Below are 12030 nucleotides of genomic sequence, written 5' to 3'. Positions count from 1 at the left end.
CGTAGGCAGGAACAGTCCCCGCTTCGCTCAAACGGTATTTTTGACAGCTGGAGGTGAGGATGGGATTCGAACCCACGTTAGGCTATTAACCTAAACACGCTTTCCAAGCGTGCGCCTTAAACCACTCGGCCACCTCACCTCTGAAGCTATGTCACCCCGAGAAGACCCGAGGGGTTTGAGAAAAGCGCACGCTTCTCTCTAAATGTTTGTCCGCCTATGGCGGACGGGCGGTGCGCCTTAAACCCCAAAGGGATTATATGCGCCACCTCACCAGTGCCAGTCAGGCGCGGCCTATATCGTGAAGTCTCGGCTTTCTCAAGCCCAAAGCGATGATTCGACATCTTTAAATTCACTTGCTAGCCTTATCCTTGGAGGGCTTATGGATGAGGCATTAACAATTGGGGTCGAAGAAGAGTATCTTCTTGTCAATCCAGAAACTCGGGCCGCCGTCAAAAATCCGCCCAAAGGCTTTATGAACATTTGCCGTGAACGCATTGGCGAGCGAGTCACGCCGGAATTTTTGCGATGCCAAATTGAAATCGCAACAGGTATATGCGCGACCGTCGGGGAGGCGCGGGCAGAGATTGCGGATTTACGCGGCACGATTGCGAAAATTGCCAAAGACCATGATATGCGCTTGATGGCGGCTTCGACCCATCCATTCACGCCTTGGAAAACACAGCAAGCGACTGAGGGCGACAGATATGAGCGGCTCGATGCTGACATGCAGGGCGCGATACGGCGGATGATGATATGCGGGATGCATGTCCATATTAGGCTTGAGAATCCAGAGCATCGGATCGATGTGCAAAATCAGATGCGCTACTTCCTCCCGCATATGTTGGCTCTGACAACCAGTTCGCCCTTTTGGGAAGGTCGGCAAATGGGCATGAAGTCATACCGGCTCTCAGTTTTTGACGGCATGCCGCGCACAGGAATCCCTGAAGAGCTAGATAGCTTTGGAGAATATGAGCGCTTGATCAATACCATTATAAAAGCGGGCGCGATTGAGGACAGTTCGAAAATTTGGTGGGATATTCGCCCATCAGCCAAGTTCCCAACGCTTGAAATGCGGGTCTGTGATATCTGCACGCGGCTTGAGGATGCGATGACTGTGGCCGCGATTTACCAATCCCTCACGCGGCGTATATTGCGCTTGAAAGAGACCAATATGAAATGGCGGGTTTATCCCGCTTTTCTGATAGAGGAGAATCGCTGGATGGCGCAACGGCATGGCGTCACGGGCGGGCTTATTGATCTGGGCCGAGGCGATGTGGTGCCGTTCCCGGACCTTCTGGAAGAGCTTATCGAATGGGTCGCCGAAGACGCGCAGGCTTTGGGCTGTTTGGACGAAGTTTACCGCGCACGCGATATTTTGCGCTATGGGTCGAGTGCTTGCCGCCAACTCAACACCTATGAGGCTGAAACGGCCAAGGGCATCCGTAAACGCGAGGCTTTGAAACTCGTTGTCGATCAATTAGTCGCAGAAACTGTAGAAGGTCTATAAGACGACTAGCCAAGCGGTCAGACTTTGATATGACACCCGATATGACGAGCGCATATCACAAAATCAATTCCACTAAAGAGACGCCCCTTTTTGTATTTGGCGATCATGCGTCCAAGCATATTCCTGCGGAGCTTAATGATCTTGGGCTGACAGGGAACGATCTGACCCGGCATATAGCCTGGGACATCGGGACTGAAATAATTGTGCGCGAACTTTGCGCGCATTTTGGTTGCGGCGGACAGCTCGCGGGGGTTTCGCGTCTCGTGATTGACTTAAACCGCAGTCTCGACATGCCGGGGCTCATTCCCGTTGTGAGTGATGGCACACTGATCCCAGGTAATGAAAATCTAACGGATACGCAGCGGCGTGATCGCGTTGAGCGCTTTTATGATCCTTATCATGAGGCCTTGGGCCGTTCACTTGAAGCGATGAGTGACCCGCTTGTGCTCTCTGTTCACAGTTTCACTGCCAAGCCGGACTTGGGGGATTACCGCCTTCTCGATATTGGCCTTCTGGTCAAGCATGATGAAGATAGCGCGGAACAGCTACGTGAAATGTTTATGCGTTTGGGGCGTAATTTCACAATCGGTATGAATGAGCCCTATTCCGCGCATGACCTTAACCATACCATTGATGCGCATGTTGCGCCTAGAGGATTGCGCCATCTTGCAATCGAGATTCGCCAAGACCATATCGACACAGAAGATAAGGCGATTGATATTGCGAAGGTTTTGGCCGGACGGCTTGAACCGCTCTTCAATCGAAACCGTATTGATATTATCAGCCCTTAAGGAGTTTTTTCATGGCGCATGACATCCAAAATTTCCAAAATGATCTTTGCGAAACAACATCTCATTTCGTAAACCGAAAAGAGATGTTTAGCGGCTTTCCTGACGGGACAGAGCAAGTGCAGCTCGGCATGGGCTGTTTTTGGGGTGCAGAGCGGATCTTATGGAAACTGGACGGTGTACATGTGACCTCTGTTGGCTATGCTGGCGGTCACACCACCGACCCTGATTATAAAAAAACCTGTACCGGAACCACAGGTCACGCCGAAATGGTGCATGTGGTTTACGACCCTAAAGTCATCTCTTTTGATGAAATCCTAAAAGTGTTTTTCGAAAATCATGACCCAACTCAAGGCAATCGCCAAGGCAATGATATGGGGCCGCAATATCGCAGCGCGATTTTTACTTATAATGATGATCAAGCCCGCCGCGCCAAAGAGGCCTCTGACCGCTATGCTGAAGCGTACGGCCGTCCCGTCACAACAGAACTCCGCGACGCCCCGACCTATTTTGCGGCAGAGGATTATCATCAGCAATATTTAGCCAAAAACCCGCAAGGCTATTGCATGCACGGCCCCACAGGCATTGTCTGTCATCTGCCAGAGCGCGCAGCAGTTTAATACGGACGTCCGTCTTTTCTTCGGTAGTGACGTTCGGCCGGGCCGTTTGCGGGAAGGTCCAGGTCGATATCGGGATAATGCGCATGATCCTCTACAGGGTTGCGTGTGCCGATAATTAGAAACTGCACATCCTCATTTGTATCATTTTTCATATGGTGCCCATTTTCGTCGCCTGCGGGATGAGCGGTGATGTCGCCGGGGTTAAGTCTCGTCTCGCCCTTTTCATCAATAAAAAGCGGCGAGCCTTTTATGATGTAAACCAGTTCATCTTCGGCGCTGTACCAATGGCGCTGAGAACTCCACGCGCCGGGTGGCAATGTAATAATATGCGCGCCAAATTGTGTCAGCCGGCTTGCATCGCTAATGGCCTTTTTCCGCCGCGAAATGCAAGGACTGTCGTAAGGGGTAGGATAATTTGTGCCGTTTGTTTCAGGCACATCATCAAGATTGATTTTCGGCATGTGGCAATCTCTGTCTTGCAATAAATCGATATCCCCGCTTTAACGCAATCACCATGACAACACTATCACCTATTGACCCTGTTAATTTTGCAGCTGCGCTGATTAAGCGGCCTTCTGTAACGCCTGCGGATGCCGGGGCGCTGGACACGCTGCAACATGAATTGGAGGCGATGGGTTTCAACTGCAAGCGTTACCCCTTTGGCAAGGGCGCAGATCGGGTCGATAATCTCTATGCAAGGCTCGGCACCATTGCCCCGAATTTTTGTTTTGCGGGTCATACTGATGTGGTTCCGGCAGGAGACGCCGCCAAATGGGCCCAAGACCCTTTTGCCGGGCAAGTCAAAGAGGGGCAGCTTCTTGGGCGCGGCGCAGCGGATATGAAGGGCGCGATTGCGGCCTTTGTGGGGGCGGTGTCAGACCTGCTCTTTAGCGGCTGGACTCCCGAGGGCTCAATTAGTTTTCTCATTACGGGCGACGAGGAGGGTCCCGCCATTAACGGGACGAAAAAGCTGCTTGTCGCAATTGATGAGGCGGGCGAGAAAATTGATCACTGTCTTGTCGGTGAACCGACCAATCCCAACCAAATGGGCGAGATGGTCAAGAACGGACGCCGAGGATCTTTTAATGCAGATCTTACTGTGACGGGCCATCAAGGCCATGTTGCCTATCCGCATTTGGCCGTAAACCCCGTTCCGACATTATTGGGTATTTTGGGTATGTTGCAATCCCGGCACTTGGATGATGGCTCTGAATTCTTTCAGCCTTCCAATCTGGAAATCACAACGGTGGATGTCGGCAATCCGACAGAGAATATGATTCCTGAAACAGCGCGCGCGCGATTCAACATCCGCTTTAATGTCGCTCATAGCGGCGCAAGCCTGACGGAATGGGTTGAAGGTGTATTAGAGGAGGCTCGCGCGGGCTTTGACGGCAGCATCGATATTAACATCCGCGTTTCTGGTGAGAGTTTTTTAACCCCGCCCGGCAAGCTAACCGATATTTTGCAAGATGCCGCTGAATCCGTTTTGGGCCAGCGTCCTAAACTCTCCACATCGGGCGGAACGTCGGATGCGCGTTTCATCACAAATTATGCGCCTGTTGCTGAGTTTGGACTCGTCGGCGCGACCATGCATAAGGTGAATGAGCGTGTGGATGTTGCCGATATCTTGACACTCACTGCAATTTATAAGGACGTGCTTCGGCGGTATTTCGCATGAATATAATCGCCGCTCTCTTTGGCTGTATGAAAGCCTTGGCGGGCCGGCCTGATTGGACCGACCATTTTGACCTGTCGCGTAAAGGTCTGCAGCAAAGTTTCATCGCGTTGCTGCTCATCATTCCCGCTTTTTATGTGATCGCCCATGCGGTTCAATTGCAACGCGCCGCGATGTTTGAGATAGAGTTGAGCGCGGTTCCGCTCGCGCCTTTTGCGATTATTGTCCTGCTCTATCTTTTGTGTTTTTCGGCGGTGGCTTATATCTTTGCGATGATATTTGATAAGCAAGACCGCTTTAGGCCTTGGGTGATTGCACGTCATTGGAGCGTCTTTTGGCTTGTCCTCATAGTCGCCGGAATTTTCGGGTTAAATCTGATTGGCGCCGTGCCGTTCGCAGCAGCCAACTATATCGCGTTATTGGGTTTCCTCTGTATTCTGCTCATTGATATCCGTCTTGCCCAAACTCTTATCCCGTTTCCGATTGGCGCGGCGATCCTTATTGGCTGTTGCATAAATGCGATGGGTTTAGTGGTGATACTGCTTGGGTTTCAGCAGATGATTTAAAGATATAGTATCTTACCGACTAACTCGGCTGAGTAAATGAAAGCGAACATGACTCAGGATACTCGAAAATGGACAGCTTGAAGACGTAAGAAATCGGAGGGTATTAGTGAGCACTGAGGTTGTCGTTTAATTTTCAGGGCCTATCTTCTTTATTTTTTGACGCTTTTACTTGCTCTTTATTGACAGATAGACTTCCTTTAGGAGGTAAGAGCGCAGTCTTTAAATCCAATGGCTGAGTCACAGACCATAATTGACGCTCGATTGCGGTTTGCGAACAAAGCTCGAGAGAGAGTGGTCTAGACCGATACCTTTCAGGAAACCGTTTGCCGCCCGGCGTTAATTCAGACCTTACATTTGCAATCGTGAGGCAAAATAACGGGTTAGCTTGAAGCTTCAATCGTGCGTTTTCAGATATGAATTTTGCATTTTCTGAGCCACAGGCCGCGAGGACAATATTTGCGCCGGCTTTCGCTTCGGACACGGCCAAGCATTTTCCATATTGCGGCATTCGAAGGCTCGACCCATCTTTTGTCCAGCGAAATCGCTGATCATAGTTCCACATGCCGTCTTTGCATGTATGCACTGAAAACGAGCCATTCGGATTTGCGCTCGCCCCATGTCCGGGAAGATCGATGCAGAGATGGCGCGGTTCATCGAGCGGCAAAGCAGAGCGTATATAAGGCGCTTGATCTGCTTGATCTTTAGGATTTGGCTCAGCGGATTGTGCATGTGCTGCCTGAATTAGCAGAAAGGCAAAGACTATTGATGCTATAGCTAGAAGTCTCATGTAAATTCCCCCTTCTCGGGCGAAGTTTTGAAGCATACAAAATTCATAGCTGCTTTAAATAAATTTTTTCGATAAGTTCTGATTTCAGACAGCCCTGATGAGCGTCCCTAGCGCTCAACGCTGTATATCACCCCATTTAAAAAGAGGTTTCTTTGCCTCTCTGTACCATAACCTAATAGTCCTGATGAGAATGCGACATTTTCATTAAAGTCGAAAATGAGCGTGATGAAATCTGGTTTCTCTGGCTGCACCCAGTTGAGCAGATAGACGTTATCGCTAATTTGACGAGATTGATAAGGAATGCCTGTGACTACATTTCCCTTTCTCGCTCCTGCAATCCACTCATATTGTGCCAATCCATTTTCAAAGGATAAGATCATGCGGGCACCGGATGAGGGATACATCCAGTCAATGGTTGTGCCGTCAAGGAAAAGCCCAACGTCTGCAACTGATACATTTGCTTTGCTCATCTCTTCACCTTGTTCTGTAATGGGCGGGGTTTCTGTACAGCCCGCTAATATGAGGGCGGCGGCTGACGTTATAAAGAGGGATCTTAGCATATTCGGTCTCCTAAAGATCTAGTAAGCGGATAGGGTTTTGACGGCTTATCTTGGGTTAGCCTTAAAACTTACTCGCTTCATTATGTTTCGCATCTGGGCCGGGCATGGGCGCGATGACGTCCCAATGCTCAACAATTAATCCGTCTTCCAACCGGAAGAGATCATAAAACGCCATTGGATTGGGGCCAAGCGCGCCTTCGGACATTGTCAAAACGAAGTTCCCCTCTCCGATAACCTTATGAAGCTTGCTATAAGTCATGGTCTGGCCCGCTTTAGCCATTTCTGCCATAGCTACGCCAAATCCGTCCAGACCATCCGCGACGTCGGGATTGTGCTGGAGATAGGTCACAGGACTAATGTAATCGGTAATATTGATCTCGGATTGCTCGATCAGCGACTTTGTTATGAACTCTTTGACTTTGGCTTTATTGGCTTCGGTTTTATCGAGGTCGGTGATCTCAGTGGCGCCATCAATTTGGCTGCGACCTGATGGATTTAACGGCTGCTCTTCTCTCAAATTGTCCCAATGCTCGATAATTAGGCCATCCTCAACACGGAAGACATCAAAACCAATCGTCGCTTTAGGACCAAAACCACTGTAACGCGCATGAACGGCGACGATATCGTCATCTGCGATGACTCGCACATATTCTGGATTAAACGGACCGCGCTGTGACATATTTTTAATCAGGCCTTTTTGCGCCTCCAGACCATTGGCGATACCGGGGTTATGTTGGATATAGCCCGGCGCCCAATATTGCGGGACCACATCAGGGTTCCCTTTAACAAGGGCTTCGTTCAAAGCCTCCATGACAAAGGCTTTGTTGGAATTGGACGGTCCTGTTGTTGCGCAAGCTGATAAAATAACAGCAGCGGCAGCTAGTCGTGCTAACGAACGTAATGCTTTCATCGTGTTTCCCTTTTTTCCATGCTGGGCTGATCGTATCGGAGTAACGTCTTAATATTGTTCTTTTGACGCTTAGTCACAATAAGCCTGTTCAAAATCAAATTAACGATGTAACAATATTTCGTAAACCTAGTAAAATAGTAATAATCTATTACAAATATAAGAATAATGATTAATTATCTTAAACACATGGCAATTTTCACAAAGGTCGCGGACACGGGGTCTTTCAGTAAAGCAGCGAAGTCCCTTGGGATAGCGCCATCTCGAGTCAGCGAGACTATTTCAAAATTAGAAGATTACCTAGGGGTCACTCTGCTTTATCGAACGACACGGCACGTTGCACTCACAAGTGAAGGAAGACGTTTTTATTCTCATACCTCCTTAATAGTTAGCAATGCAGAGTATGGGCTGAATGAATTGAGGAACTCAAAGTCACAGCCAGCAGGGTCTCTGAAAATTTCCATTCCCGCCTACTTATCTTCTTCGACACTAACCCGAGCGGTTGGAACTTTTGTCAATTTACATTCTGATGTGCATATTTCTATAAGCTTCACAGACCATGATGTTAATCCAATCATGGCTGATTTTGATATGTGTATCCGCTCCGGGAGCTTTGAATTCCAAGACTTTACTGTGCGCAAGTTGGGTGAATTTAAACGCATGATTGTTGTCGGGACTAAATATTTTTCCAATCACAAGGAACCGGAACATCCAAAGGATCTAAATGATTGGGATTGGATTAATTACCGCCATCGCAAACGGACTTTAAAACTTCGTTCTATCACTGGCAAGAAAACCACTTTGACCATTAATGAGCAATCCAGATTGAGAGTTGATAATATTGATGCCCTTTTCTCCTTTACGAAGATGAATTTAGGTGTTGCCGTGATACCAGAAAATTTTGGTCTTCAAGGCGTAAAAGACGGTGAACTTGTTCATATTTTGAGCGATTGGAATTTGCCTCCAGTGCAATATTACGCGGTCTGGCCGGAGAAGTCACAACGAGAAAGTTTGATTTCAACATTTGTCAGTTTTTTGACCGAGAGTTTGAAGGTGGACTCAAATTAGATGTTATCCTTTATGAGTATCCGCTAGATGGTAAACTCGGTAGTCATCTTATGGCCTAGCCTTAGAAATATATCTTGTTTTTACAATTTATCCACTAATCTCAACTATACTTACGTACTTAGGGATTGGGTTAAATGGATAATAGTCCAGAAGTACTGAAAGAAGGAGAGCTTCTTGCGGCTGTTAATGAGCTGCAGGCAGGGTTTGCTATTTATAATGAAGACCTAAGTCTCAATTTTGCAAATGAAACTATACGCAACTTCTTACCACAACTTTATGAAAACCTAGATGCGGGCCTGACCCTGCAAGAGAGTATGTTAGCTCAGGTTCAAAAAGTTTTTCCTGACTTAGCCCCAAAAGATAGATTGAAACGCGTTGAGCATATTATCAATACTATCAAATCATCCGGGGCTATGGATGTAACGACCCCTGAAGGTCGGCATTTAAGCAGCGTATACAAAAGAACGGCAAGCCATAAATATATGCTTGTTACAATGGATGTGACAGAGCGTATCCACCAGAGAGAAGAGCTTGAGCGAGCGAAACATGAAGCTCAATCTGCTAATGATGCAAAAACCGACTTTTTAGCGTCAATGTCACACGAACTCCGGACGCCACTCGCAGGTATCTATTCTGCGGCGCAAATTCTACATAAACGCATCCAGGAGGGTCATCTTGAAGGTCTTGAGGAATTTACCCAGATCGTGCTTGGCAGCACGGCTCATCTAAAAACCGTAATTAATGATGTGCTCAGCATATCGAAAATTGAAGCGGGTCAGGTGCTTATCAAACCTGAGTCTGGAAGCCTTCGGGATTTGTTACATGCAATTACGAAAACACAAAATCCCATTGCTATAGAAAAAGGCCTGAAACTTAACTTGGTTATAGACCGGAATGTGCCAAGTACATTTGTTTTTGACGGTTTCCGCGTCCGGCAATGCGTAACTAACCTTGTATCCAATGCATTGAAGTTCACAGTGGAAGGAAGCGTTACGATAGCTGCTCAGTATGATGACGTGCAGCATAAGGTGAAGCTGCATGTTGCCGATACAGGAATCGGAATGAGCCCTGATGAGGCGGCAAATGTGTTTGATAAATTCACCCAAGCGAATGGGCTTACCCAGGAAAAATTTGGCGGTACCGGGCTAGGCCTCACGATTTCCAAAAAATTAGCTCAGCTTATGGGAGGGACTATAACGGTAGTCTCTGAACGGGGAAGAGGCACGATTTTTACTTTCACCTTTACCGCTAGGCCCGCTGAAATGAGTAAGGATATACAGGTGTCTGCAGCTTAAGGTTTTAATAGCCTACACTTAGCAAATAGAGCCCGTCGGGCGGGGCTACGGGGCCGCATTCTGTCCTGTCTTTGCTCTCTAGCACCTCTTTCATATCGGCGCTATTCCATTTCCCCATGCCGACTTCGGCGAGGCTTCCTGTGATAGAGCGAACTTGTTTATGCAAAAAAGATCGTGCGCGGAAGTGGCAGTGAATTTCTGCCCCTGCGCGCAGAACGGTGATTTCGTCTATGGTTTTGACGGGGCTTTTGGCTTGGCATTGTGTGTCGCGAAAGGTGGAAAAATCATGCTTGCCGACTAGCACTTGCGCGGCATGGTGCATGGAGTCTGCGTCGAGGGTGACAGGAATGCGCCAGACGCGGCCTTTATCGAGGGACAGTTTCATGCGCCGATCAATGACACGGTAAAGATAGCGTCGCTCAATGGCGTCAAAGCGGGCATGCCAATCATCAGGCATAATTTGCGCGTCCAGCACCGTGACAGGCTCTTTGACCATATGAAAATTCATGGCGTCGCGTAATTTGTCGGGTCGTATTTCTTTATCCAAATCCATATGCGCGATTTGGCCGAGGGCGTGGACGCCGCTATCGGTGCGGCCAGAACCGTAAACTTCGACGGGTTGATTTTTATTTAATTTCGACCCTGCCGCTTCGAGCACACCTTGAACGCTAGGCCCATGGTCTTGCCATTGCCAGCCCATATAAGGCGCGCCGTCATATTCAATAGTGAGTTTGTAACGGGGCATTAGAGATAGGCTTTCGGGAATGTCAGCGTGCCGCCCTTTGGTGCGGCGTCATTTAATTTCAATCCCATGAAAGCGGGGCGTGGCCAAGGCGAAACATATTGCGCGCCGACTTCTGACGAAAATCCAAAGCGTGGATAATAACTTGTATGGCCCAACAGGAAAATAATCTGGTGCTCTTCAGGGTCGGCCTCTTTAAGGCCATCACGAATGAGCTGCCCGCCATAGCCTTGGTGCTGATGTTCTGGATGAATGGCGATAGGGCCAAGACCTGCAACAATTGGCTGATCATCGAGCCAGATTTTATAGAATAATAAATGCCCTATAATTTCGCCGTCTTTGACAAGGACTTTCGACCACAGGGCTTCACCGCTTTTGCGCAATTCATAGATGATACGGCTTTGGGCTGTTTCCTCAAAGGCTAAGTCATTGACTTGCGTGATGGAGTCATAATCCGCAGGGATCTCATGGCGGATAATTAAGCCGCTCATGTTAATTGCGTCCCATTGGGCACAGGGGTTCCGCGCAGGAAGTCATCGGCGCTCATTTTGGGTTTTCCTGCGGGTTGTACCTCCAGCAAGCGAATGGCGTCTAATGCGCAAGCGATAAGCAAATTATCATCAAGTGCCGTGCCGTAAGGGTGGCCATGTGTGTCGTCTATTTCGACATATTCGCACATATGGACTTTCACGCGCTTGCCGCCAATCTCGCACCAAGCGCCAGGAAAAGGGGCGAGGCCGCGTATGTGGCAGTCGAGCTTTTCTGCGGATTGGTTCCAATCAACACGGGCTTCGGCTTTGTCGATTTTATGGGCATATGTCGGCTCGCCTGTTTGCGGGGTCGGCCGCAAGGCCTCGCGTTCGAGAGCTCCGAGCACACGTGGCCACATTCCCGCGCCTATACGGGAGAGGCGCTCAAAGAGCGAAGCTGCGGTGTCATCTTTGCGAATATCCACAGTTTCTGAGAGGAGGATATCACCTGTGTCGAGACCTTTATCCATTTGTTGAATTTGCACACCTGTTTGCGCATCACCCGCCATAATGGCCCGCTGCACAGGGGCCGCTCCGCGCCAGCGCGGCAGGAGCGAGGCGTGTAGATTAAGGCATCCATCTCGGGGCGCGTCCAGAGCGCGTTGTGGAAGGATTTGACCATAGGCAACGACGCAAGCGACATCGGCGTCCAAATCTTCGAGCCCGTCAATTACGCTCGGCTTGCGAAAACTCTCTGGTGTCTCAACAGGGATGCCCATGATTTCCGCAAATTGATGGACGGGCGATTTGGTGAGCTTTTTGCCTCGGCCAGAGGGGCGCGGTGGCTGGGTATAGACGCGCACAACATTGTAACCATTGGAGAGGAGCTCGGCCAGGGAGGGAACAGCGAAGTCGGGCGTGCCCATAAAGACGATACGCATTTAGATGTCGAACTCCCAAAAGATTTGACCCTGCCTTGTAAAAGACAGGGTCATGGATTTACTCCATTTTGCTTCGTTAAGAAGCGAGGCCGAAGCCTCTGGGT

General features: G+C 49.0%; 14 protein-coding genes and 1 tRNA gene. 7 read left to right on the top strand and 8 right to left on the bottom strand.

Annotation, left to right across the window (positions count from 1 at the left end):
- Window positions 1-48: 48 nt before the first annotated feature.
- A tRNA-Ser gene (locus tag F569_RS0110750) sits at window positions 49-139 on the bottom strand.
- A 240-nt stretch (window positions 140-379) separates the two neighbouring features.
- On the opposite strand from F569_RS0110750, the gene F569_RS0110745 reads away from it, so the two are divergent.
- From F569_RS0110745 to msrA, 3 genes are read left to right on the top strand one after another with little or no spacing between them, the layout of a single operon-like run.
- Window positions 380-1507 (top strand): carboxylate-amine ligase, encoded by a 1128-nt coding sequence (locus F569_RS0110745; RefSeq protein WP_026942212.1) that lies wholly within the window; start codon window positions 380-382, stop codon window positions 1505-1507.
- Window positions 1508-1536: 29 nt separating this feature from the next.
- Window positions 1537-2298, top strand: a complete 762-nt coding sequence (locus tag F569_RS17600; RefSeq protein WP_051279796.1) for an N-formylglutamate amidohydrolase — start codon at window positions 1537-1539, stop codon at window positions 2296-2298.
- An 11-nt stretch (window positions 2299-2309) separates the two neighbouring features.
- Window positions 2310-2915, top strand: coding sequence for a peptide-methionine (S)-S-oxide reductase MsrA (gene msrA / locus F569_RS17595; RefSeq protein ID WP_051279795.1), 606 nt, complete (start codon window positions 2310-2312; stop codon window positions 2913-2915).
- On the opposite strand, the gene F569_RS0110730 is transcribed toward msrA, so the two are convergent.
- A complete protein-coding gene (locus tag F569_RS0110730; RefSeq protein WP_026942211.1) occupies window positions 2912-3376 on the bottom strand; it encodes a cupin domain-containing protein in 465 nt (154 codons plus the stop codon). The two genes, msrA and F569_RS0110730, sit on opposite strands and share 4 nt — an antisense overlap.
- A gap of 53 nt (window positions 3377-3429) precedes the next feature.
- Here F569_RS0110730 and dapE point away from each other — a divergent pair, with 53 nt between their 5' ends.
- The gene (gene dapE / locus F569_RS0110725) at window positions 3430-4593 is read left to right on the top strand and encodes a succinyl-diaminopimelate desuccinylase (protein ID WP_026942210.1); all 1164 of its coding nucleotides are present in this window, start codon (window positions 3430-3432) and stop codon (window positions 4591-4593) included.
- On the top strand, window positions 4590-5156 hold the full coding sequence (locus F569_RS0110720) for a hypothetical protein (protein WP_026942209.1): 567 nt from the start codon (window positions 4590-4592) through the stop codon (window positions 5154-5156). Before dapE ends, F569_RS0110720 begins: the two co-directional genes overlap by 4 nt.
- Window positions 5157-5289: 133 nt before the next feature.
- Here F569_RS0110720 and F569_RS0110715 read toward each other — a convergent pair whose 3' ends face one another.
- The 3 genes from F569_RS0110715 to F569_RS17590 all read right to left on the bottom strand — a co-directional run bounded on the left by F569_RS0110715 (window position 5290) and on the right by F569_RS17590 (window position 7413).
- Window positions 5290-5943: a ricin-type beta-trefoil lectin domain protein gene (locus tag F569_RS0110715; protein WP_162143770.1), complete on the bottom strand. Its 654-nt coding sequence runs from the start codon at window positions 5941-5943 to the stop codon at window positions 5290-5292.
- A gap of 107 nt (window positions 5944-6050) precedes the next feature.
- Entirely contained in the window at window positions 6051-6503 is a 453-nt protein-coding gene (locus F569_RS0110710; RefSeq protein WP_026942207.1) for a hypothetical protein, read from the bottom strand.
- Between the two features lie 61 nt (window positions 6504-6564).
- Entirely contained in the window at window positions 6565-7413 is an 849-nt protein-coding gene (locus tag F569_RS17590) for a nuclear transport factor 2 family protein (protein ID WP_233353653.1), read from the bottom strand.
- Between the two features lie 165 nt (window positions 7414-7578).
- Between F569_RS17590 and F569_RS0110700 the strand changes: the two genes are divergently transcribed.
- Together F569_RS0110700 and F569_RS19030 are read left to right on the top strand one after the other, a co-directional pair.
- Entirely contained in the window at window positions 7579-8478 is a 900-nt protein-coding gene (locus tag F569_RS0110700; protein WP_026942206.1) for a LysR family transcriptional regulator, read from the top strand.
- Window positions 8479-8612: 134 nt separating this feature from the next.
- A complete protein-coding gene (locus F569_RS19030; RefSeq protein WP_026942205.1) occupies window positions 8613-9773 on the top strand; it encodes a sensor histidine kinase in 1161 nt (386 codons plus the stop codon).
- A 4-nt stretch (window positions 9774-9777) separates the two neighbouring features.
- Here F569_RS19030 and truA read toward each other — a convergent pair whose 3' ends face one another.
- Genes truA through fmt form a run of 3 tightly spaced genes read right to left on the bottom strand, consistent with a single transcriptional unit; the run spans window position 9778 to window position 11926 of the window.
- Window positions 9778-10518 (bottom strand): tRNA pseudouridine(38-40) synthase TruA, encoded by a 741-nt coding sequence (truA, locus tag F569_RS0110690; RefSeq protein ID WP_026942204.1) that lies wholly within the window; start codon window positions 10516-10518, stop codon window positions 9778-9780.
- Window positions 10518-11006 (bottom strand): GNAT family N-acetyltransferase, encoded by a 489-nt coding sequence (locus F569_RS17580; RefSeq protein ID WP_051279794.1) that lies wholly within the window; start codon window positions 11004-11006, stop codon window positions 10518-10520. Before F569_RS17580 ends, truA begins: the two co-directional genes overlap by 1 nt.
- Window positions 11003-11926: a methionyl-tRNA formyltransferase gene (fmt, locus tag F569_RS0110680; RefSeq protein ID WP_026942203.1), complete on the bottom strand. Its 924-nt coding sequence runs from the start codon at window positions 11924-11926 to the stop codon at window positions 11003-11005. The genes F569_RS17580 and fmt overlap by 4 nt, the downstream gene beginning before the upstream one ends.
- Window positions 11927-12030 lie beyond the last annotated feature (104 nt).

This window comes from Hellea balneolensis DSM 19091 (assembly GCF_000428525.1).
Lineage (GTDB): Bacteria > Pseudomonadota > Alphaproteobacteria > Caulobacterales > Maricaulaceae > Hellea > Hellea balneolensis.
The sequence above is the reverse complement of the archived record's forward strand: the minus strand, read 5'-3'. Positions and strand labels throughout refer to the sequence as shown.

What these genes read in the sequence shown, in the direction of transcription:
- F569_RS0110700 (WP_026942206.1), top strand. Translation starts at nt 7,579, where the DNA reads ATGATTAATTATCTTAAACACATGGCAATTTTCACAAAGGTCGCGGAC.
- F569_RS17600 (WP_051279796.1), top strand. Translation starts at nt 1,537, where the DNA reads ATGACACCCGATATGACGAGCGCATATCACAAAATCAATTCCACTAAA.
- F569_RS17590 (WP_233353653.1), bottom strand. Translation starts at nt 7,413, where the DNA reads ATGAAAGCATTACGTTCGTTAGCACGACTAGCTGCCGCTGCTGTTATT.
- truA (WP_026942204.1), bottom strand. Translation starts at nt 10,518, where the DNA reads ATGCCCCGTTACAAACTCACTATTGAATATGACGGCGCGCCTTATATG.
- msrA (WP_051279795.1), top strand. Translation starts at nt 2,310, where the DNA reads ATGGCGCATGACATCCAAAATTTCCAAAATGATCTTTGCGAAACAACA.
- F569_RS17580 (WP_051279794.1), bottom strand. Translation starts at nt 11,006, where the DNA reads ATGAGCGGCTTAATTATCCGCCATGAGATCCCTGCGGATTATGACTCC.
- F569_RS0110720 (WP_026942209.1), top strand. Translation starts at nt 4,590, where the DNA reads ATGAATATAATCGCCGCTCTCTTTGGCTGTATGAAAGCCTTGGCGGGC.
- F569_RS0110730 (WP_026942211.1), bottom strand. Translation starts at nt 3,376, where the DNA reads ATGCCGAAAATCAATCTTGATGATGTGCCTGAAACAAACGGCACAAAT.
- F569_RS19030 (WP_026942205.1), top strand. Translation starts at nt 8,613, where the DNA reads ATGGATAATAGTCCAGAAGTACTGAAAGAAGGAGAGCTTCTTGCGGCT.
- F569_RS0110715 (WP_162143770.1), bottom strand. Translation starts at nt 5,943, where the DNA reads ATGAGACTTCTAGCTATAGCATCAATAGTCTTTGCCTTTCTGCTAATT.
- fmt (WP_026942203.1), bottom strand. Translation starts at nt 11,926, where the DNA reads ATGCGTATCGTCTTTATGGGCACGCCCGACTTCGCTGTTCCCTCCCTG.
- dapE (WP_026942210.1), top strand. Translation starts at nt 3,430, where the DNA reads ATGACAACACTATCACCTATTGACCCTGTTAATTTTGCAGCTGCGCTG.
- F569_RS0110745 (WP_026942212.1), top strand. Translation starts at nt 380, where the DNA reads ATGGATGAGGCATTAACAATTGGGGTCGAAGAAGAGTATCTTCTTGTC.
- F569_RS0110710 (WP_026942207.1), bottom strand. Translation starts at nt 6,503, where the DNA reads ATGCTAAGATCCCTCTTTATAACGTCAGCCGCCGCCCTCATATTAGCG.